Source organism: Poinsettia branch-inducing phytoplasma str. JR1 (genome assembly GCF_000309465.1).
Classification (GTDB): Bacteria; Bacillota_I; Bacilli_A; order Acholeplasmatales; family Acholeplasmataceae; genus Phytoplasma; species Phytoplasma pruni.
In genome coordinates this window covers 1-22,370 of sequence record NZ_AKIK01000041.1, presented here as the reverse complement: position 1 = coordinate 22,370, position 22,370 = coordinate 1, and the positions used below count along the sequence as shown (strand labels likewise).

General features: G+C 28.5%; 20 protein-coding genes. 11 read left to right on the top strand and 9 right to left on the bottom strand.

All coding sequences use genetic code 11. The annotated features are described in order from the left end of the window. The first annotated feature begins 71 nt into the window (after window positions 1–71). The 4 genes from ON17_RS01045 to ON17_RS01030 all read left to right on the top strand — a co-directional run bounded on the left by ON17_RS01045 (window position 72) and on the right by ON17_RS01030 (window position 3,149). Entirely contained in the window at window positions 72–1,412 is a 1,341-nt protein-coding gene (locus ON17_RS01045; RefSeq protein WP_017191635.1) for an FAD-dependent oxidoreductase, read from the top strand. A gap of 42 nt (window positions 1,413–1,454) precedes the next feature. Then, window positions 1,455–1,724 carry a hypothetical protein gene (locus ON17_RS01040; RefSeq protein WP_017191634.1) on the top strand — a complete coding sequence of 90 codons (270 nt, stop codon included), beginning with the start codon at window positions 1,455–1,457 and terminating at the stop codon, window positions 1,722–1,724. Window positions 1,725–2,079: 355 nt separating this feature from the next. Then, complete coding sequence (locus tag ON17_RS01035) at window positions 2,080–2,703, top strand: superoxide dismutase (protein ID WP_017191633.1); 624 nt, start codon at window positions 2,080–2,082, stop codon at window positions 2,701–2,703. Continuing rightward, window positions 2,700–3,149, top strand: coding sequence for a transcription antitermination protein NusB (locus tag ON17_RS01030; protein ID WP_017191632.1), 450 nt, complete (start codon window positions 2,700–2,702; stop codon window positions 3,147–3,149). Before ON17_RS01035 ends, ON17_RS01030 begins: the two co-directional genes overlap by 4 nt. A 121-nt stretch (window positions 3,150–3,270) precedes the next feature. Here the strand turns inward: ON17_RS01030 and ON17_RS03715 are convergent, their stop codons facing one another. After that, entirely contained in the window at window positions 3,271–3,441 is a 171-nt protein-coding gene (locus ON17_RS03715) for a hypothetical protein (protein ID WP_017191631.1), read from the bottom strand. A 164-nt stretch (window positions 3,442–3,605) separates the two neighbouring features. On the opposite strand from ON17_RS03715, the gene ON17_RS01025 reads away from it, so the two are divergent. The 7 genes from ON17_RS01025 to ON17_RS00995 all read left to right on the top strand — a co-directional run bounded on the left by ON17_RS01025 (window position 3,606) and on the right by ON17_RS00995 (window position 11,540). Beyond that, window positions 3,606–4,877 carry a DEAD/DEAH box helicase gene (locus tag ON17_RS01025; protein WP_017191630.1) on the top strand — a complete coding sequence of 424 codons (1,272 nt, stop codon included), beginning with the start codon at window positions 3,606–3,608 and terminating at the stop codon, window positions 4,875–4,877. Beyond that, window positions 4,861–5,760 carry a deoxyribonuclease IV gene (locus tag ON17_RS01020; RefSeq protein ID WP_026071985.1) on the top strand — a complete coding sequence of 300 codons (900 nt, stop codon included), beginning with the start codon at window positions 4,861–4,863 and terminating at the stop codon, window positions 5,758–5,760. Before ON17_RS01025 ends, ON17_RS01020 begins: the two co-directional genes overlap by 17 nt. A 346-nt stretch (window positions 5,761–6,106) precedes the next feature. Beyond that, complete coding sequence (locus tag ON17_RS01015; protein ID WP_017191628.1) at window positions 6,107–7,681, top strand: ABC transporter substrate-binding protein; 1,575 nt, start codon at window positions 6,107–6,109, stop codon at window positions 7,679–7,681. A gap of 99 nt (window positions 7,682–7,780) precedes the next feature. Then, the gene (locus ON17_RS01010; protein WP_017191627.1) at window positions 7,781–8,710 is read left to right on the top strand and encodes an ABC transporter permease; all 930 of its coding nucleotides are present in this window, start codon (window positions 7,781–7,783) and stop codon (window positions 8,708–8,710) included. Between the two features lie 37 nt (window positions 8,711–8,747). After that, window positions 8,748–9,608 (top strand): ABC transporter permease, encoded by an 861-nt coding sequence (locus tag ON17_RS01005; protein WP_017191626.1) that lies wholly within the window; start codon window positions 8,748–8,750, stop codon window positions 9,606–9,608. Between the two features lie 163 nt (window positions 9,609–9,771). Next, window positions 9,772–10,755, top strand: a complete 984-nt coding sequence (locus ON17_RS01000; protein ID WP_017191625.1) for an oligopeptide/dipeptide ABC transporter ATP-binding protein — start codon at window positions 9,772–9,774, stop codon at window positions 10,753–10,755. Next, a complete protein-coding gene (locus tag ON17_RS00995; RefSeq protein WP_017191624.1) occupies window positions 10,752–11,540 on the top strand; it encodes an ABC transporter ATP-binding protein in 789 nt (262 codons plus the stop codon). The genes ON17_RS01000 and ON17_RS00995 overlap by 4 nt, the downstream gene beginning before the upstream one ends. Before the next feature lie 224 nt (window positions 11,541–11,764). On the opposite strand, the gene ON17_RS00990 is transcribed toward ON17_RS00995, so the two are convergent. The 8 genes from ON17_RS00990 to pheS form a co-directional block, all read right to left on the bottom strand. Beyond that, window positions 11,765–12,973, bottom strand: a complete 1,209-nt coding sequence (locus ON17_RS00990) for an extracellular solute-binding protein (protein ID WP_017191622.1) — start codon at window positions 12,971–12,973, stop codon at window positions 11,765–11,767. Further along, window positions 12,966–13,766 (bottom strand): ABC transporter permease, encoded by an 801-nt coding sequence (locus ON17_RS00985; RefSeq protein ID WP_017191621.1) that lies wholly within the window; start codon window positions 13,764–13,766, stop codon window positions 12,966–12,968. The genes ON17_RS00990 and ON17_RS00985 overlap by 8 nt, the downstream gene beginning before the upstream one ends. Then, entirely contained in the window at window positions 13,750–14,598 is an 849-nt protein-coding gene (locus ON17_RS00980) for an ABC transporter permease (RefSeq protein WP_017191620.1), read from the bottom strand. Before ON17_RS00980 ends, ON17_RS00985 begins: the two co-directional genes overlap by 17 nt. Window positions 14,599–14,604: 6 nt before the next feature. Further along, window positions 14,605–15,900, bottom strand: coding sequence for an ABC transporter ATP-binding protein (locus ON17_RS00975; protein WP_017191619.1), 1,296 nt, complete (start codon window positions 15,898–15,900; stop codon window positions 14,605–14,607). A gap of 70 nt (window positions 15,901–15,970) precedes the next feature. Beyond that, window positions 15,971–17,794 (bottom strand): translation elongation factor 4, encoded by a 1,824-nt coding sequence (gene lepA, locus ON17_RS00970; RefSeq protein WP_026071984.1) that lies wholly within the window; start codon window positions 17,792–17,794, stop codon window positions 15,971–15,973. Window positions 17,795–17,893: 99 nt separating this feature from the next. After that, window positions 17,894–18,811, bottom strand: coding sequence for a ribosome small subunit-dependent GTPase A (gene rsgA, locus ON17_RS00965; protein ID WP_017191617.1), 918 nt, complete (start codon window positions 18,809–18,811; stop codon window positions 17,894–17,896). 14 nt (window positions 18,812–18,825) lie between these two features. Then, complete coding sequence (gene pheT / locus ON17_RS00960; RefSeq protein WP_017191616.1) at window positions 18,826–21,216, bottom strand: phenylalanine--tRNA ligase subunit beta; 2,391 nt, start codon at window positions 21,214–21,216, stop codon at window positions 18,826–18,828. A 51-nt stretch (window positions 21,217–21,267) separates the two neighbouring features. Further along, window positions 21,268–22,302: a phenylalanine--tRNA ligase subunit alpha gene (pheS, locus tag ON17_RS00955; RefSeq protein ID WP_017191615.1), complete on the bottom strand. Its 1,035-nt coding sequence runs from the start codon at window positions 22,300–22,302 to the stop codon at window positions 21,268–21,270. Window positions 22,303–22,370: the final 68 nt, after the last annotated feature.

Here is a 22,370-nt window from a genome sequence, read left to right as displayed (position 1 = left end):
GGAAGCAATAAACGATATAAAATAAATTAAGGTGTGGTTTTCAATAAAAATAATTATAAGGTAGGTTTTTCATGTTAAAAGTTATTGTTATAGGGTGTACTCATTCAGGAACTGCTGCGGTTAAAACCATTAAAAAAAATTATAGCGATGTTGATGTAACTGTTTATGAGAGAAACGATACAGTTTCCTTCCTTTCTTGCGGAATAGCTTTATATATTGGCGGAGTTGTTCAAGATAGAAGAGGGTTATTTTATTCCAACCCAGATGAATTAATGCAAATGGGCGCTAATGTCAATTTAGAACACGAAGTTTTAAAAGTGGATTTTGATAAAAAAGAAATCGTTGTTAAAAACTTAAAAACTAACGAAGAGTTTGTGGATCGTTTTGATAAGTTAGTGTTATCTACTGGTTCTTGGCCAGTTATTCCTCGCTTAGACGGAATGGATTCTAAAAATTTATTATTATCCAAAAACTTTGCCCACGCCAACGAAATTATTGAATACGCTGCTGGCGTGAAAAAAATTACTGTTGTGGGTGCTGGTTATATTGGTGTTGAATTAGCGGAATCTTTCTCTCATCAAGGTAAAGAAGTAGTGTTGATTGACGCGGAAGAAAGAATCATGTCTAAATACTTAGATAAAGAATTTACTGATTTAGCTCAAGACGCTTTTATTAAAAATAACGTTAAATTGGCTTTAGGACAAAGAGTTTCTAAATTAGAAACTTCTAATGGGTTAATTACTCACGTACGCACTGATAAAGAAGTTTTTGAAACAGAAATGGTTATTATGTGTATTAGTTTCATTCCGAACACTAAATTGGTGAGCCATGGATTAAAAACGTCTCCTAATGGCGCTTTAGTAGTTAATGAATACTTGCAAACTTCTAATCCAGATGTTTATGCTTGTGGTGACTGTGTTAATATTTATTATAACCCGATACAAGAATCTAAATACATTCCTTTAGCGACTAACGCTGTTAGAATGGGAACTTTAATAGGAATGAACATTACAGAAAATAAACATAAATATTTAGGCACTCAAGGTACTAGTGGTATTAAAATCTATGATTTAAACATCTCTTCTACCGGTTTAACTGAAAATGTGGCTAAATTATTAGGTTTAAATTATGCTGCTGTAACGATCAGAGACGCTAACAGACCTGAATTTATGCCGGATTATGAATCAGCTTTATTAAAAGTAGTTTTTGATAAAAAAACACGTAATATTTTAGGCGGACAGATTTTATCTAAAGCCGACTTAACAGAAAAAATGAATACTTTGAGCGTATGTATTCAAAAAAATATGACTATTGATGAATTAGCGTTTGTAGATTTCTTTTTCCACCCTCATTTCAACAAACCTTGGAGTTTGTTGAACCTAGCGGGCTTGAAATCTTTAGAAATTAAATAATATCCGTAAGAACCTCAACTAGAAAGAAACTAAAAAAAATATATGTTTTTTATCTTTTTTAAAAAGATTTTTCTTTACTTATTAATTTTTTTAATAGGCAGTTTAGGAGGAGCTTTGTTTTATAAAAAAGCTCAAAATAATGAACCGTCTTTTTTAACTAAAAAAAGGATAGATATTGTTAGTAGTCAAATTCAGAACCAAATTGGTTTTCAAACTAACACTAACGAACCAAGCTTTAATTTGTATCACGAAATGTTGCATCATTGGTTAATCGCGATCAACGAAATAGATAAACAATTTTTCACTAAATAAGAAAAAGAAAGTTTTTTCAACAGATAAAATAAGCGTATGAAATATAACTTTGGGCTAAATTAATAAATTATTGTTATTCTTGATAATTATTAAGTTAGTCCAAACTTTCTTTATAAGTTGTTTTAACATCATTTTTTGGAAAAACCTCTTTTTATTGATCTTAGAAAGGTTTTAAACTAACTTTAAACCTTTTTATCGCAATAAACTACAAAATTTCTTAATTACACCTTTTTAGTATTTATAAAAGTGTTATAATGTTTAATGAAGAAGCTTTTATTATGATATCATTTAAAAGTCAATTAAATCTTTACCAAGAGATTGGTTAATTTAAAAAAGGAGAATTTGGATTAAAATTATGAAAAAATATCAATTACCTCAATTGCCTTATGCTTACGACGTTTTAGAACCTTTCATTGATACTAAAACAATGGAAATACATCATCAAAAACATCATCAAGCTTATGTCAACAACTTAAATATTGTTTTAGAAAAATATCCACAAATTAACGCTGATGATTTAGAGGTTTTATTAAAAGATTTATCTTTAGTGCCTGAAGAAGCAAGGACGGCTGTTAGAAATAACGGCGGCGGACATTATAATCATTCTTTTTTTTGGCAAACTTTACAAGTTAATAATGGTGCTCAACCTACTGGTAAATTAAAAGAATGGATCGAACGTGATTATCAGAGTGTCGAAAATTTAAAAGACCAAATAGCTTTAAAAGCAAAAACTGTTTTTGGCAGTGGTTGGGCTTGGTTAATTTTAAACCACCATCAGAAATTAGAAGTAGTTAGTACAGCTAACCAAGATACGGTTTTAAATTTAGGCTATCCTCTTTTAGGGATAGATGTTTGGGAACATGCTTATTATTTGCATTATCAAAATCGTCGCCCAGATTACATAGAAGCTTTTTATAATGTCGTTAATTGGCAACAAGTGGCTAAAAATTTAGAAGAAGCTTTGTTGAAAAAACAATGATAAATCCACAAACTAATTTGCATTACCACCAAATATATATGTTTCCTAAAAAGATGAAAGAACTAAGGGTCAAAATCATTAATAATTTATATCAATATGATTTTTACCACAATGAACTTCAAGTCAAAAACCCTAATGTTAACGAAAAGATCGTTCTTGTGGAACAATTAATTAATAATATTGTTTTAATCGATAATATTATTCAAAAAAATTTATACGATTATACTTTAGATAGATTGAATAAAGTTGATAAAGCTATTATTCGTTTAGCTACTTTCGAATTAATGGAAAAAAAACTGTCTCATAGAATTATTATTAACGAAGCGATTGAATTAACTAAAGAATATTCTTCTTTAAACAATAATAAACAATATAAGTTCAACAATAAGCTTTTGCAACTTATTTATGAAGACCTTGACAGCAATATCTATAAAAAGAGCTTTTAAAATAAAAGCTCGTTTTTTATGTCTTATGTTAATTTTTTTTAAAAAAGAAGAGATGTCTTAAAAAAATATGTTTTCTTTTGGTTCTGAATGGTTTTGTTTCTTAACAGATTCAAAGCCATCCTTAACTTTTCAAAAAGATATAAATGGCTAAAATAGGAACCAATAAAAAAATTAAGATAGCTAGAAAAATTACTAAATTAGTAACAGTAAACAATTTAGTTTTTTTCATTACTATTGGTGTTTTATTATTTTTTTTTAGTTTTGGCGGATTTTTTTTATTGTTTTTTTTCATGGAATTCTCTTTTCTTCATTGTTTATTTAGATCTCTCAAAAAGATCTATTTATTAATATTTTAAAGGAAAAACACTAAAAAAATACTTTTTATTTTATTTTTTTATTTTCGTTGGTTTAAAGACGGAAAATATTTACGTTATTACAAAAGAAAGGGTTGAAATAATGCAGACCTATCTTCAAGACAAATTAAAATTATTAAAATTTAAAACTATTACTCCGATACAAAAAAAATTTTTTGAGGAGTTTGATAAACCTTTTAACTTAGTAGGGATCGCTCCTACAGGAACAGGTAAAACGCACGCTTATTTATTGCCTATTTTAAGCAAAATAGACTGGAATAAAAACATGATTCAAGCGGTGATAGTTGTTCCTACTAATGAGCTTGTTTTTCAAGTTTTTAATATGTTAAAAGAAATTGAAAAACAAAATTCTAAAGTAAAGATTTTTTACGGTGGAATGGATAAACAAAAGATACTCTCTAGTTTGGAAAAAAAACAACCTCCTATTGTTATCACTACTTTAAGTAAGTTAAGCGAATATACCCAAACTTTAAACAAATTAAATATTTTTAAAGCTGCTTATTTAGTGTTAGATGAAGCGGATATGTTATTTGATCAAGAATCTTTAAATTGTTTAGACCCTTTATTGGTTAAATGGCGACCTAAAATATTATTATTTTCTGCTTCTATCACACCCGCTATGAAACCTTTCATTAATAAATATTTCGGCAAATCTTTATTTTTAGATGTTAATTCAGAACAAAAAATAAATTTAAAATATTACGCTTTAGAAAGTTCTTCTGATAAAAGAATCAATAATTTGGTTCATTTTTCTAAAACTTTAAACCCCTTTTTAGCCTTAATTTTTGTTTCTCATAAAAAAGACCAATTTATGGTTTATGAAGGCTTAAAAGAAGCTAATTTAAATGTTTTAAACTTTTCTTCTGATTTATCAGTTAAACAAAGAAAACAACATATGGCTGAAATTAAAAAAATGAAATATCAATATATTATTTCTAGTGATTTAACCGCTAGAGGGCTAGACTTAGATATTACTTGGGTAATTCATTATGATTTGCCGAGCCGTAATTTAGAGTTTTTCCAACACCGTAGCGGTCGTACAGGTAGAATGGGCAAAGACGGTAACGTTTTAGTGATTTATAACGAGAAAGATAAAACTTCCTTGGATAAAATTAAAAAACTTAATGATATTGTTTTTCATAATATTACTTTAACTAAAACAGGTTTCCAAGAAGAAGTTAAAAAAGAAGTTCGTACTAAGAAACAAACTCCTAATAATAAAATTAATCTTTCTTACAATAAATACAATTTTTATAAAAAAAATGATAAAATGAGTTTTCCTAATAAAAATGGTAAAAAAAATAACCCTCATTTTTCCAAAAGAAGAGATAAAAAAAATGATAAAAATAGGTAGTCATGTCCCTTTTAAAAAACCTTTAATGTATTTAGACTCTTTACAAAAAAGTTTATCTTTTGACGCTAATACTTTTATGATTTATACTGGAGCGCCACAAAACACTATTAGATCTGATTTGAACAATGCTAACTTATTAGAAACTTTCGAACAAATGAAACAACATAATTTAGACCCTAATGATTTAGTAGGTCACGCACCTTATATTGTTAATTTAGCCAACCCTTCTTTAGCGACAAGAACTTTCGCGATTGATTTTTTAACGAAAGAATTATATAGATTTGAACAAATGAAAATTGTTCGAATGGTGCTTCATCCTGGCAATAACATGAATAAAAACAAAAGAGAAGCGATAGAATTTATCGCTTCAGGTATCAACCAAATTTTTAAAAATACTGCTGATTTAAAGGTGGGGATAGCTTTAGAAACTATGGCCGGTAAAGGAAACGAAATAGGCGCTTCTTTTCAAGATTTAAAAGATATTATTACTTTGATTGAAGATAAAAAAAGAATTTCTGTCTGTTTTGATACTTGTCATGTTTTTGATTCTGGTTATGATATTAAAAATAATTTTGAATTAGTGATGGAAGAATTCGATTCTATTGTGGGTCAACAATATTTATCTGTTTTTCATATTAACGATTCTAAAAATGTTTTAGGTAGTCGAAAAGATCGTCATGAAAATATTGGTTACGGAAATATTGGTTTTGAAGCTTTAATTAATATTATTTATCATTCTTCTTTTTTATCTTTACCAAAAATATTAGAAACGCCTTTTATTAATGGTTTCGCCCCTTATAAAGAAGAAATAAAAATGATTAAAGAAAAAACCTTTAACCCTAATTTAAAAAAAGTTTTGAAGAAAAGGTTTAAAAAAATATAAAAGACTCATTAGACGATAAAGAAATGAGAGAAATGAAAAAGCTATGTAAAAACACATAGCTTTTTTGTTGTTTAATAACTGGTTTTTCTTTTTTGGCAGACACAAAAGAGTTATTTTTAGCAAAAACTTTTAGTAAATGTTATGAGAAATAATTTCTGAGAGATAAGTTTATATTTCTTCTTAAACATAGCCTTTTGGACAAGTTTTTAACCCGTTTTGATTTGGATAAGGCATAAAAAAATGTATAAATTTTCTCCACACCCTTGAAAAAAAAAAAAAAACATATATAATGTATATTGATATGTGGAAATTTATTAAATAATATAAAAGGGAGCATTTTTTATATATGTCAAAAATCAAAAATAGTAAGAAATTAGTAATTATAGTTTATAGCGTTTTATTAGGCGTTTTATTAGTTTGTGGTACGCTTTATTTTTATAAACGTGGAAAAGGGACAGATAAGGCGGCAAAAGAAACTGTTAATATGGTTTGGGCAGCAGATATTCAAGGTTTCGATCCTACTGACAAAATACATTCCAGTTCTTCATTTTCCGAAATGCTTTATTTAGCCGTTCACGATACTTTAATTGTTGAGGATAAAGTTAAAAAAACAGTTGGTAGGTTGGCTGAAAAATGGGTTAAGGTCGGGAATGAAATTACTTTCACTCTTCGTGATAATATCTTTTTTCATAATGGCCAACCTGTAACAACCGAAGATGTTGTATATTCTCTTCAAAAAGGAATAAACAACAATAATAATGATTATTCAGATATTATTCAAGATTTGAATGTTTTAGATGATAAAAAAGTAAAAGTTACAATTAAAAATGATCTTTTATGGTGGACTTCTTTTTTAGAAAGATATAGAATTTTATGTAAATCTGAAGTTGAAGCTGACAATGATAAAGGTGTTAAAGTCGGTGCAGGCCCATATAAATTAGTTAATTATGAACGCGATGACAAAATGTCGTTGGAACTTTTTGAAAATTATTGGAACAAAGAAGCCATTAAAGAAAGTCCGAAAAAATTGATGGTTAAAATTCAAAAATCATTTGAAACCACTTTACAAGAATTAGAAGCAGGAACAATTGACTTAGCTACGGAAGTTCCCTCTGATAAGGTTAATTCTTTAAAAGAAAAAATATCTAACGGAACACTTAAAGGTTTAGAAATAGTAGAAAATATAAACGCTTACGGTTCGCAAATTTATATGAATGCAGCGCGCACAAAAAAACCAGCACGTCAAGCGATAAGTTTAGCTTTAAATTTCCCTCCAATGATTTCTGCTTTACAATTGCCTGTAACACCCTTAGATGCTTACGTTCCAAGCTGTTTAGTTGGACACAATGAACAAATTAAACGCAAATACGATATGGACGAAGCTAAAATAATAGTAAGCGGATTATCAACTGAAGATAAAAAAATTAAATTAGGTTACGCCAGCAAAGAAAGCCCTCAACTTCCTAATAAAATAGCAGAAAGTTTAAGAGAAGCTGGTTTTGATGTTACAACAGAAGAAGCTGAATTTAATGCTTTTTTAGCAGAAGCGAAAGAACCTACTTCTTCCTATAATATGGTTTTAATAGGCGAATTGCATGAAATGGGTTACGGCCACAAAGCTTTATGTGATTTTTTCTTAAAGGATTCTGCAAATGCTTTCCCTCACATTCAACAAGGCGATGCAACAGATAAAGCTAAAGGCGAAGTGATAGATTCTAAATTGAGACAAGCTCAAAAAGAAAGTAATTTAGACACATATACAACTTTAGTAAAAGAAGTTCAACAAATTTTAAATGATGAAGTTTATGTAATACCTATTTACGAAGGAAAAAGATACTTTTTAAAATCTTCTAAAATAAAAGACTTTACATGTGATATTTTTTCTAGAATAGATTGGGAAAAAATAAAAAAATTAGCATAAAAAAACAATGATGAGTTTAATCCGAATTACATATTTTTATATTTGGGTTAAAAACCATCATTCTTTTTTTAAATAATAAAATAATTTTGAGGATAAAAAATGATAAAATACATTTCAAAAAAAATTTGTTATAACATGATGATTTTTATATCTGTTATTTTTATAAGTTTTTTTGCCGTTAAATTAATACCTGGCGATCCTATTAGTGCGATTGCAGGGTTGAAAGGCTGCAACCCAGCACAAAGAAAAGTTTTAGAACGCGACTTAGGCTTTGATTTGCCTTTGTTAAAACAATTTACCAACTATTTAACACAAATATTTTTTCATTTTGATTTCGGCAAATCGTATTATAATGATAAATTGCCAGCCGTAAAATTATTTTTTAAAGCTTTCAACAACACTTTTAAATTAGCGCTATTGAGCACTTTAATTGGTTCTTTATTAGGCATTTTATTCGGAGTTCTTTCGTCTTATTGGCAAGGTAAGAAAAAAAACTTACTTTTAAACGGTCTTTCTGTTTTTGTCATGTCGTCTCCTACTTTTGTTATCGCTTTTTTAATGCAATTATATTTAGGAAAAATGTTTCATTTGCCTAGATCAGGTTTTGACACTTTGCAAGCGATGATTTTACCTGTTTTAAGTTTATCTTTAGTCGTGAGTGTTTCGGTTTTTAAAATAACTCAAACCAGTATGAAAGAAACATTAGAACAACCTTATATTAAAGCAGCTTACGCTAAAGGATTGTCCAAAAATCATATTATGTTTAAATATGCTTTAAAAAACGCGTTAATTCCTGTTGTGGCTCATATAGTTTTAATGTTTAGTTATTTAATCGGTGGAGCTATAATTACTGAATTTGTTTTCAACATTAAAGGAATTGGAAGTTTAATTATCTCATCATTCGAGAATAGAGATTATTTAGTATTACAAGGCAGCATCATTTTATTAGCTTTATTCATTAGCCTTTTTAACTTATTGTTAGATTTTGTTTACGCTTTATTAGAACCTCGTATAAATAAAAAAGTTTAAATGCATAAATTTTCAAAGAAAGGATAATCAAATTTAAATGTTAAAAATAAAAAAAATACCACAATCGATTCATACGATTTTTAAAACAATCAAAAGCAATAAAAAGATTTTAATTGGTTTTTTATTTTTAACCCTTTTAATTGTATTCTCTTTTGTGATGCCTTTTTTTTCTTTTATCAAAAATCCTAATGTATCACCTTATAAACGCTTACAAGGAATTAGTTGGACCCATTGGATGGGAACTGATTCCACTGGTAGAGATTTATTTAGTAGAGTGATATATGGAGCTAAAATTTCTTTACAAATAGCTTTTTATTCTGTTGTAATAAGTAGCATAATAGGTTCTTGTTTAGGAATTATGGCGGGTTATTTTAGAGGATTTTTTGATACTGTGATTAATTTTGTATGTGATATTTTGGTAGTTTTTCCTGATGTTATTTTAGCTATCGTAATTATGTTCTTTTTAAATAAAAGCATGACTTCGTTAGTGATTGTTTTAATTATTTCCCGTATTCCTTCTTTTATCAGAGTGATGAGAGCTAATACGATGAAAATAAAACAAAAAGATTTTATTAAAACTTCTAAAGCGTTAGGGGCGAGCGATATCAAAATTATTTTTAGACATGTTTTACCTCATTTAACGTCTTTTTTCATCATTCAAATTACTTTAAGCATGTCATCCGCTATTCTAACTGCTTCAGGATTAGGTTTTATCGGTTTAGGACTAGATCCACAAATTCCTGAATGGGGAAGTATTTTAAGCTCCAGTAAAAGCGATATAAGATGGCATTTTCATCTGTTTTTAGGGCCTTTCATTGTGATCGTTTTAACGTGTTTATCTTTTAATTTGATAGGTTCTGGTTTGATGGAATATTTTGACCCTAACAACGAACAATAAGAATAATAAATCTTTTTTCAACTAATCGGAAAAAGATGGCTAACCAAAAGATTTCTTGAGGATGATAAAAGAATGATAATTGGTTCCCTCTAAAAAGATTTCTTTTTAATAAAAAAACGTGGTTTTAAGTCTTATTTAAACAAATAAAAAGGATTTGAAAAAAATGATAAAAAATAAAATTTTAATTCAAACACAAAATTTATCTAAATTTTTTGATTTAAAAAAGGCTTTTTTGAAAAAAAATAATATCGTTTTAAAAGCTAATAATAATATTAATTTATCCGTTTTTCAAGGAGAAACTTTAAGTGTTGTGGGCGGCTCTGGTTCGGGAAAATCAACTTTAGGACAAACTATTTTACAAATTGAAAAACCTACTTCGGGTAATGTTTTTTATTATAACGATGAACAGGAAATAGATTTAACGCTTTTATCCAATAAAGAAACACGTTTATTGAGAAAAGACTTACAAATTATTTTCCAAGACCCTTTTTCTTCTTTAAATCCTCATTTGAAAATAGGAGATATTATTGGCGAAGGTTTATTGATTCATAAAATGGCGAAAAGTAAAAATGATCCTGAATATAAAAAGATGATTTTGCAGATGATGGAAAAATGTGGAGTTGATTTATCTTTTTATAATCGTTTCCCTCATCAATTATCTGGCGGACAAAGACAAAGGATATCTATTGCTAGAGCTTTGATTTTAAAGCCTAAATTTGTCGTTTGTGATGAGATAGTCTCAGCCTTAGATGTTTCTATTCAAGAGCAAATTTTAACCCTTTTAGATGATTTAAAAAAACAATATCAATTGACTTTTTTGTTTATCACTCATGATTTAGGAGTAGCGCGTTATATTAGTGATCGTATAGCGGTTATGCATTTGGGTAATTTAGTGGAATTAGCTACTACAGAGAAAATTTTTAAAAATCCTCAACACCCTTATACTAAACAATTATTAAAAGCTATTCCTAAGTTAGAAACAGAAAAAGAAAATTATTTTAAAATTACATATGAAACTGATAAAGTCTCTTTTTTATACATAGCAGGTCAAAACGATCTAGATTGGTACGAAGTGTCTCCTAATCATTTTGTTGCTTGTACTGTTAAAAATAAAAAAACCAGTCAAAAGGATGGCAAAAAAGCATGAGTTTATTAAAAGTTAATAATTTACATACTTATTTTCAAACTCAAAAAGGTTTCATCAAAGCTGTGGAAGGGGTTAGTTTTGAATTGGAAGAAGGACGCACTTTAGGTATTGTAGGAGAATCTGGCAGTGGTAAAAGCCAAACGGCTATGTCTATTTTACAATTGTTTGAACCCAATCAAAAAATATACCAAGGAGAAATTGTTTTTAACAAACAAGTTATTTCTAAGTTTAACGCTCAAGAAATGCAGAAAATTCGTGGTAAAGAAATAGCAATGATTTTCCAAGATCCTATGGCAAGTCTGAATCCAGTTTTTAAAATTAAACACCAAATAATGGATGTTTTAATGTTACACCGTAAAATGAACAAAAAAGAAGCTTATAATAAAGCTTTAGAAATGTTAGATAAAGTAAAAATTAAAAATCCCCAAATGATTATGGAATCCTATCCTTATCAATTATCCGGCGGCATGTGTCAAAGAGTTATGATTTCGATTGCTTTAGTTTGTGAGCCTAAAATTTTAATAGCTGATGAAGCGACTACTGCTTTAGATGTTATCGTGCAAAAAGAAATTTTAAACTTAATGAATGAATTGAAAACAGAACAAAAGATCTCTATTTTGTTCATTACTCATGATTTAGGGGTTGTTTCTCAAATGGCAGATGATATTATCGTTATGTACGGAGGAAAAGTGGTAGAAAAAGGTTCTACTAAAGCGATCCTACATAATCCTCAACACCCTTATACTAAATCATTATTAGCTAATTTTAAAAAAACCGGTATATAAACCTGTTGATATAAAGGATTATTGCCAAATATGATAAAGATAAAAAAGACCCTTTAAAAGGGTCTTTTTTATTATTGGAAAAATTATTTTTTTTTTTTTTAAATTTTGGTTTATTTTTTCCATTAATTTGTGATTTTTTAACCGTTTTTATTACAAAAATTAACATGAAAATTAACAAAACGAAAGTTGACTAAATGTATGACATTTTCGGCGCTCATGAATAATTAATATTCCTCCTTTTTATTTTTACGAAAAGATTTGATAAATGGGAATAAAAGCAGAAGTAAGATAATGAATAAATTGATAAATAATAAATAATTATCTTGTGGCCTTGGGTGAGCGTAAACTTCATTCCAAGAATCATTTATTTCTTTTTTCGTTTCTTTATTATATTGATACATTTGATCGCCGTCTTTTATTTCAATCTGTAATTCGCCATCTTTTGTTTCCTTATAAGGCGAATCGTAACCGATAAATTCGGCGTTTTTGCTTATATTTTTTTCTTCCAACAAGAAGTTGATGAATTCATAAACTCCTTTGGTGTTTGCGTTTTTCGGTAACACGATGCTATCAACCCAAATATTGGTACCTCGTTCTTTTTCGTCGCCTTCATCAAAAGGATAAAAATCTAAATTTTTATTTTGTTTCATTAAGAATCTAGCGTCACCGGAATAAGTTAAAGAAATATCGTATTTTTCTTCACCTTGGATTTTCATTTGATCAAGAAGTTGATCAGTAACAAAAGATAATTTATTATTGGTTTTTTTCAAGTCTAATAGCCACTCTTTAGCTTTAATGATTTGATCTGAAGTAGGGTTTTTAATATTCCCACCAGTAGCCTTTAAACCAATAAAAATACCTTCAAAAGAATTATTATATAAAGAAATTTTCTTTTTCGGATTCATCATTGAATTTTTCCAATTTTGGATTTCATCCTTGTTTATTTTTTCTTTATTATATAATAAACCTAAATTTCCCCAAAAATAAGGAATAGTGTAAGGTTTTATATTTTTAGGTAATTTATTATCATATACGCCTTTAAATGTTTTTGTCAATTTATCTATTTCTTTTTTTTCTTTAAATTTATCAATTTTATTGTAATCAATTTTTTCCAATAAATTCGGATCTTCTTTGTTTAATTTTTCTATCGCGTATTCACTCAAAATAGCAATATCGTATTTATCCCCGGCTTTAATTTTATTAACAGCCAATTCATTAGAAGAAAAAAAACTTTGTTTAATGACGTAGTCTGTTGATTGTTTGTTAAATTCAGTTATAAGACTTGGTTCTATAAATTCACCCCAATTAAACAAAATAATAGTTTGTTTTTCTGGATGAGAAGAGTCTTTTCTAATTATTTTATGTGCTAAATAAAAAACGCTAAAAAAGACCATCAAAAGACCGATCCACAAAAGATATTTTTTTTTATTCATGTTTTTTAGAGTCTTTTCTTAATTTTAAATAATTTAATAAAATTTTACTTAGCACAAATAAAATTAAAATAGATGATAAAGCGTTAATAGTAGGATTAACGGTTCCTTTTAAGCTATAAATATAAGCGGATATATTTTGATAGTCTGCTCCACCAGCGAAATAAGAAATGATAAAATCATCAAAAGATAAAGCGAAAGCGATACTCGCGCCAGCCAACATCGAACCTTTTAATTGAGGCAAAAATACTTTGATAATGGTTTGCAAGGGTGTAGCGCCCAAATCATAAGAAGCTTCAATTGAATCTATATCTAAAGTAGAGGATTTAGCGTAAACAGTGACCAAAACATAAGGTACACTAAAAGAAATATGAGCTAATAACATACGCCAAAAACCACTAGTTAAACCCACAAAACTAAATAAAACAAACAACGCTAAAGCGTTAATTATTTCTGGAAGAATGATTGGCAATTGGTTAACATTTAAAATCGCTTTACGCCATTTCTTTTTATAATTCATTAAAGAAATAGCTGCTAAAGTGCCAAAAATAGTAGCAAAAAAGGTTGATAAGAAAGCGATTTGAAAAGTAACTATAATAGCGGATTTAATCGAATTATCTTGAAATATTTTATAATACCATTTAATCCCAAATTGGTTAAAATGCACTAAAGACGCAATTCTTCCTTCGTTTTCATTAAAAGAAAAAATAATTAAGGAAATAATAGGAAGATAAATAAAGATCATCATCAAAACCAAAAAGAGGGAGGAAAAATTAGTTTTATTTTTCTTTTGCATAATCATTATTACCTTTATATTTGTTACTTTTTTTAAAAAAAGTTAAAATTAAAAACATTAACAAAGTTAAATTAACTGCCATTACACAAGCACTTTTGATATCTCCGTTTAAAAAGGTGGTATTTTCAATTAGTTCGCTAATAGAAGTAACGGTAGTGGGTCCTAAATATTTAGGTACAATAATATTGGTAACTATTTGTAATAAAATTAAAACAGTTCCGGCTAAAACCCCTGGCAAAGATAAAGGGAAAATAATTTTAGTAAAAATTTGTTTTTCGTTAGCTCCTAAATCTTTTGCTGCTTCCACCAAGTTAGGATCTATTTTAACGATACTCAAATAAATAGAAACAAACATATAAGGTAAAAATAAGTAAATATAACCAATAAACATAGCGATATCGCTTTCTAAAATCCTTATACTGAAAAACCTTTCCATTAAAGAAAAAATTTGCACCAAAGCTTGGGTTTTTAAAATCATATTAATCCAAATAGTCCCATTAATCAATAAAACTAAGATCGGTTGGATTAAGACATGACGTTTAGAAACGATATAAGCCAAAGGATAAGATAAAAGGATAATTAAAAAAGTAGCGATAACAGCGATCGAAAACGACCTCAATAAGACATAAATAAAATTAAGATTCTTATAAAAGTTTTGATAATATTCAGTGGTAAAAACTATTTTGACTAATTTTTGGTCGTTATATTGTTGAAAGGAATCAAATAAAATAATTAAAATAGGCACAATCACTAAAGAAACAATAATGATAAAATACGGCAAAAACAACCATTTATAAATTTTATTTGTTTTGTTGGTATTTGAGGATGACATATTTGTTTACCATACTTCCATAATATGTAAATCTTCTGGATTGAAAGTAATCCCTACTTTGCTATTCACTTGCACAAAATCCGTTGTATGGATTAAATAATTACGATGTTTATTGTTAATAATTACTTCCCAATGAACTCCTTTAAATAAAACAGATTGGACTACCCCTTGGATTAAACCATCTTCCCATTTAATAATATCAATATCTTCCGGACGAATCACTACATCTACTTTTTGATTTTCATCAAAACCACGATCTACACAAACAAATTCTTTATCATCAAACCACACTAAAAAATCTTTTTTCATCACTCCAGGAATTAAATTAGATTCCCCGATAAATTGGGCGATAAATTTATTAGCTGGTTCGTTATAAATATCTTGGGGAGTGCCAATTTGTTGAATTTCGCCTTGTTTTAAAACTACGATTTTATCACTTAAAGCCAAAGCTTCTTCTTGGTCGTGTGTCACAAAAATAAAAGTAATTCCAGAATTTCTTTGAATTTCTTTTAGTTCGTATTGCATTTCTTGTCTTAATTTTAAATCCAGAGCCGCTAAAGGTTCGTCTAACAATAAGACTTTGGGTTTATTAATCAAAGCTCTCGCGATAGCGACTCTTTGTTGTTGACCACCTGATAAACGGTTAATATCTCTATTTTCAAACCCCTTTAAACCAACTAATTTTAAATAATGCAAAACAGTCTTTTTGATAAAAGCGTCTTTTTCTTTATAAGTTAAAAGGTCTTTTTTTAAAAGAGTTAATTTTTTTTGGTGTTCTTGATTAATCAGTTTTATTTTTTCTTTTAACTCTTGGTTTAATGCTTTGATGTCTGGCGCAAAACCCACCTTGAACCAGCGTTGTAACCAAGTCTTTTTAGAGGCGGTTTTAGCCATTATTTTTTTTTGATAAGCTTCAATTAAAGCGTTCATCTCTTGTTGAGCTTTAATCTTTAAAGCTTTGATTTTTTTGTTAGTTTCATAATTTAAATCTTTTATTTTTAAACCAAAAGCGATATTTTCTAAAACATTTAAATGAGGAAATAAAGCGTATTTTTGAAAGACAGTGTTAATTAATCTTTTATGCGGCGGCACATCAACAATGCTTTGATTGTTGAAAAGAATATCTCCACTACTAAAATCATCAAAACCACCGATAATTTTTAAAATAGTGGTTTTTCCGCATCCTGAAGGGCCTAATAAAGTCACAAATTCATTAGTTTTGATTTCTAAGTTAATATCTTTTAAAATAATTTGACTATCGATGACTTTATTAATGTTTTTTAATTCGATTAAATTGCTCATGTTTTTTAACCTCTTGTGAACAAATTAAATCACCTTTAGGCTTTTTAAGCTATTAAAGACAATTTAAATCTTAATTGTCGTTGGCCGAAAGAATAGCTAAAAAGGCTTTTTGAGGTAATTTAACTCTTCCTATTGTTTTCATTTTCTTTTTACCTTCTTTTTGTTTGGAAAGAAGTTTTTTCTTCCTAGTAACATCACCACCATAACATTTATCAATCACGTTTTTACGCATCGATTTAATCGTTTCTCTGGTGATAATTTTTTTCCCTAAAGCCGCTTGGATTGTAATTTCAAACATTTGTTTGGGAATCATGGTTTTTAAAGTTTGACAAATAGCTTTACCTCTGTTATAAGCGAAATCTTCATGTACGATAAAAGACAACGCTTCCACTACTTCAGAATTTAATAAAATATCCATTTTTTTCAATTTACTAGGGCGATAATTATCTAATTGATAATCAAAAGATGCATAACCTTTAGTCGCGGATTTTAATTTATCAAAATAATTATAAATTACTTCGGAAAGAGGCAATAGATAATTCAGAGTTACCCTTTGATCGTTTAAATATTGAATATTCTCTAATTGGCCTCTTTTATTTTGAGAAATCTCCATGACTGCTCCAATATACATTTCCGGACAAGTGATAAAAGCGTTAATATAAGGCTCTTCTACTCTTTCGATAGATTGGTTATTAGGCCATTTGTTTAAATTATCAATAATAATTTTTTTATTTTGTTTAGTAAAAACATGAAAAATTACCGAAGGAGCGGTAATAATTACTTCGATACCGAATTCTCTAACAATTCTTTCTTGGGTAATTTCCATATGTAAAAGACCTAAAAAACCAATCCTAAAACCAGAACCTAAAACATTAGAATTTTCTTTTTCATAAAGTAAAGAAGAATCGTTTAATTTTAATTTTTGTAAAGCTTCTTTTAGACTTTCGTATTTACTTGTATCCGCTGGATAAAGTCCACAAAAAACTACAGGATTGATTTGACGATAACCCGGTAAAGCTTCTACATTATTGTGTTTTTGCAAAGTAATAGTATCGCCCACTCTTACAGCGTCCATATTTTTAATAAAAGCAGTTAGATAACCTACATCGCCTGCTGCTAAAAAATCTTTTTTAAAAGGATGAGGGTTAAAAATACCTACTTCAATCACTTCATAAACAGTTTTACTCGCCATAAAACTGATTTTATCGCCTTTTTTAACTATGCCGTTAATAATCCTAATATAAGGAATAACTCCTTTAAAAGTGTTAAAAGCGGAATCGAAAATTAAGGCTTGTAAAGGTTTAGAAGCATCCCCTTGAGGCGGTTTGATGTTAGTAATGATTTGTTCTAAAATTTCCGCCACTCCTAAACCAGTTTTACCACTAGCGGAAATAATAGCATTCGTATCTAGTCCTAACGTATCTTGAATAGCTAATTTAGTTTTTTCTACATCAGCGTTGGGCAAATCTACTTTATTTAAAACCGGAATAATGGTTAAATTATTTTCTAAAGCTAAATAAACGTTGGATAAGGTTTGGGATTGAATTCCTTGCGAAGCGTCTATTATTAATAAAACCCCTTCACAAGCGGCCAAAGCACGTGAAACTTCATAACTAAAGTCCACGTGTCCTGGGGTGTCAATTAAATGCATAATATATTCTTCCCCATCTTTCGCTTGATAAAGAATTTCCACTGAATTTAATTTAATAGTAATACCGCGTTCTTGTTCTAAATCCATCGAATCTAAATATTGAGATTTCATGGACCTTTTTTCAATGGTGTTAGTTATTTCTAAAATTCTATCCGCTAAAGTTGATTTTCCATGGTCTATATGAGCGATAATAGAAAAATTACGTATTTTTTTTTGTCTTTGGTTAATTTTATCAAAATTCATATCAATAAACAACTTTCTTCTTTAAAAAATGAGTTTCTGATATTATTTTACCTTTATTTTAATCTTTATGGTTAAAAGAAAGGTAAAATTCGAAAATTATCATGTTTTATGTTGAAATTTGGTTCTTTTGTTTTTAATTTCTTCTACAAAAGAAAGGTAATTATTATATCTTTTTAGAGGAATAGAACTATTTTTTACCGCTTCTTTGACTTTACATTTGTTTTCATTAATATGTAAACAACTATAACCAAAAAAACATTCTTCAGATAAAAGGACAAAATCATTATAAAAATTTTTAATTTCTTCAGCTTTAATTTCTGATAAATCTAGTTTCGAAAAACCAGGAGTATCCGCTATATATCCTTCATGGAAAAAAAACAATTTCGAGTTTTTGGTAGTATGCTTCCCTCTGCTTAAATGTTTAGAAACTTCTTGAGTTTTTAAATTAAGCGAAGTTAAAGAATTTAATAAAGTAGATTTACCTACTCCGGTTTGTCCGGCTAAAATGGTGACTTGCTGTTTGAAAAGAGGGTATAAAACATCTAAACCCTCTTTATTAGTTTTAGTAACATAAAAAACCTGATAAAATTTTTCATAATAAGATATTTTCTCTTTTAAAAGATCTATTTTGGATGGTTCCACTAAATCTGTTTTAGTAAAAATTAAAATTATTTTTAAACGGAATCTTTGCAAAATAATTAAAAATTTATCTAATAATTTAAATTGAAACTTCGGATTTACCAAAGAAAAGACTAAAAAGACTTGGTTGATATTAGCGATACTAGGTCTTTGCAATTCGTTAGTACGGGGAACAATGCTATCAATTAAAAATTGGTTTTTTTTACGTTCAAACATGACTATATCGCCCACTTTTATTTTGGAATAATCCGCAGTATCATAATTATTTTTAATATTTTGTATTTTCCCTTTAACTTGGGCATGAATTTTTTTTTCAGTTTCTAGATCGACAATAACATAATCTTTAGCTAAAAATTCAATTATAATTCCTTTGCGCAAAAAAATGAACCACCTTATCTGATTTGGACTTGAAACAATTGTTTTAATTTATCTTCTATTTTAGTCATTATTTCTTCAACATTGTTTTTTTGTAAACTTTGTTGAGCGTCTTTAAAAGTAAACCTGAAAGATAAGGAATATTTATCAGTCGATAAATCTTTATTTTGATAAAGATCTAAAAGTTCGTATTTGACTAAAATATCTGATACTTCTTGTTGTAAAAATAAAGATACTTCTTCAAAAGTGTAATTTTGGTTAATTAAAAAACTTAAATCTCTAGTGATAGAAGGGAATTTATTAATATTTTGAAAAACGATAGGTTTTGTTTCATCAAAAAAGCTATCTTTTAAAGTGATATCTAAAAGGAAACTTTTTTTCAGATGATAAGCGTTATTAACATTAGGGTGTATCTCGCCAATAAAACCAATTTTTTCGTTATCTAGGACAATATTAGCTTGTCTACCAGGGTGAAGGTTCGCATATTCCTTAGTTTTTACTAACTTTAAATCTATGTTTAAAAAGAGTTGAATTCTTTCCAAGACCCCTTTTAACACAAAAAAAGAACTTTCGATATCTTGTTTCAACCAACCGGAATTGAAAAATAACCCACTTAAACCTAAAGATAAATGCATGATTTCTCGGTCGGCATAATAAGCTTTACCAATTTCAAAAAAAGCGTTATTTAGGATATTATTTTTTTGATTGAAACTTAAGACTTCTATCATATTAGCGGCTAAATTTTGTCTTAAAATGGTTTTTTCTTTCGAGATAGGTTTAGTTACTGAAACATACTCTTGACTATCAGAAAATATTTTAAAAAGAGTTTCGTTTAATAAGCTATAAGTTTTTACTTCCATAAAACCTAAATTAGCTAATAAATTTCTTAATTTATATAAACCTTGTTGACGGTTAGTTCTTAAACCAATAGTTTTATATTGGCTTTGTTCTGAAACGCCCATATCATTATAACCATGAATACGAATTAAATCAGAGATAACATCTTCATAAAATTCCGCATCATAACGTCTAGATGGACCAACCACTTGAAAAACGTTATTTTCTGAAGTTTTAATTTGGTAATCTAATTTAGTTAAAATATCTATTACTTCTGGGGAGGAAAAATTAATCCCAGTTTTTTTATTAATCTTTTCTAAAGAGAAAGTTAAAACAGGGTTTTGACGTGTGTTCAGACGAGAAGAGACCATTTTTTGGTTTACTTTAACTGAAGTTAATTCTTGTAATAAAGAAGTCGCTTTATCTAAAGCTTCTTTTAATAACGCTTGATCAATCCCTCTTTTAAAACGTAAAGCGTTTTCATTTTGAATATTTAACCTTTTACTCGTTTGAAAAACATTTTCTGTTTGGAAAGCAGTTGTTGAAAGAATTATTTCTCGTGTTTGGTGATTAATGTTGTATTCAGCGGCATTAATTATTCCCGCTACTGAAATAACTTTTTTATTGTTGGTAATCACTATATCTTCTTCGTTTAAAAGATATTCGTTCTTCTCAGCATCAACCACTTTTTGTCCTGAAAGAGCTTGATTAATTTCAATAGTGGGTTTTTTTAAATCACTAGCATCAAAAGCGATGATAGGAATGCCATATTCGATCATAACTAGGTTCATAATATCCACTACATTATTAACCGGTTTAATATGACTGGTATTTAAAATATTTCTTAACCATAAAGGGCTGGTAGTTACTTTCACATCCGTTAAATAACGTAGATTATATTCCCAACAATGATCGTTATTGATTTTCACTTGAAAAGGGTTAACTTCTTGTTCTTCTTGAATAGGTTCATAAGAAGGGGCGATAAATTTAAGAGGTTGTTCGGGCGTGGAAATAGCGGCTAAATCTTTCGCAAAACCAATATGAGACAATAAATCTGCTTTATTAGGAGTTAAAGATAATTTCACAAAAGAACCTTGTAATTGAAGATATTCTAGAGCTGATTGTCCTACTTGAGCGTCATCGCCTAAAAGTAAAATCCCCTCTTCGGCGTTTTCTTGGTCTGTTAAATATTTCAGATTTAAACCGATTTCTTCAGCGGAACAAATCATACCGTTAGATTCGACCCCGCAAAGGGTTTTTTTCTCAATAGTCGTTTTAATAGCATCTAAATAAGACCCACTTTGGATTACTACTACTTTTTTATTGACCGCTAAATTAGAAGCTCCACAAACAATAGATAAAACTTCCTTACCAATATCAACTTGCACTAAATTAAGTTTAGCTGTCTGAGGTATTTTTTCAAATTGTACTATTTCCCCTATAATTAACTCTTGGTTAGGGTTAATAAGGTCTGAAGCTTCAACTTCAATAATATGGTTATTGACTAAATATTTTAAATCATTAGGCAGTGGGAAAATATATTTTTTTAAGATATTTTCGTTAATTATCATAAGATAACTCCTTGTTAGTAGATGATTTGAATAAAAAAAAGATGGTAAAAACTATTTACCGAATTGTTTTAAAAAACGCATATCGTTATTATAAAAATGACGAATATCTTTAATGCTGTATTTTAACATTGTGATTCTTTCGATGCCGATCCCAAAAGCGAAACCTTGGAAAATTTCTGGATCAAAACCACCGTTTTTTAAAATTTCGGGATGAATCAGCCCTGCTCCCATAACTTCTAAATAAACGTCTTTTTCGCCTTTTTGTTCGATAATTAGATCAACTTCTAAACTAGGATTAGTAAAAGGGAAATAAGAAGGGCGGAATAATAATTTCTGTTCTGGACCGAAAATGTGTTGCATAAACATAATAATAGTTTGTTTTAAATCCATTAAAGTAGTGTGTTGATCAATCACGAAGCCCTCTAATTGGGTAAATTGATGACTATGAGTCGCATCATCTTTATCTCTACGGAAAACATTGCCATAAGAGATAATTTTTAAAGGTTGCGAATTACTCGCTAACATAGCTTGAATTTGGACAGAAGAAGTGTGGGTTCTTAAGAGCGATTGAGGGTTAATATTTAAATAAAAAGAATCCTGCATGTCTCTCGCTGGATGTTCTTTACCAATATTCATTAATTCAAAATTATACAAATCACTCACAATTTCTTTACCATCATAAATAGAATAACCCATGCCTAAAAAAAATTCTTCCGCTTGTTCTAGGATTTTATTTAAAGGATGAATGGTTCCGATTGGCAATTGGAAAGAAGGTAAGGAAATATCCGTTTCTTCTACTTTTAATTGTTGGTTTAATTGTTCTTGTTCTAAAACATAGCTTTTTTCTTGAAATAAAGTGTTTATTTCTTGTTTTAAAAGATTAATAGTTTTCCCGATGGTTTTTTTTTCTTCTAAAGAGTAATTTCTTAATTCCTTCAATAAAGTGGCTATTTGACCGTTTTTACCAATATATTCTATTTCGGCTTGGCATAACTGTTTAATATCGTTAATAGCTCTAATATTTGTTTTAATTTGATCCTCTAAAGTCGTTAATTTTTTTTTAAATTCAATAATGTTTGGGTTCATAAAATAACCTTTTAAATCCTTTATTTTTCATAAATTTTTAAAATTAATTTTTATCTTGTTTCAATATA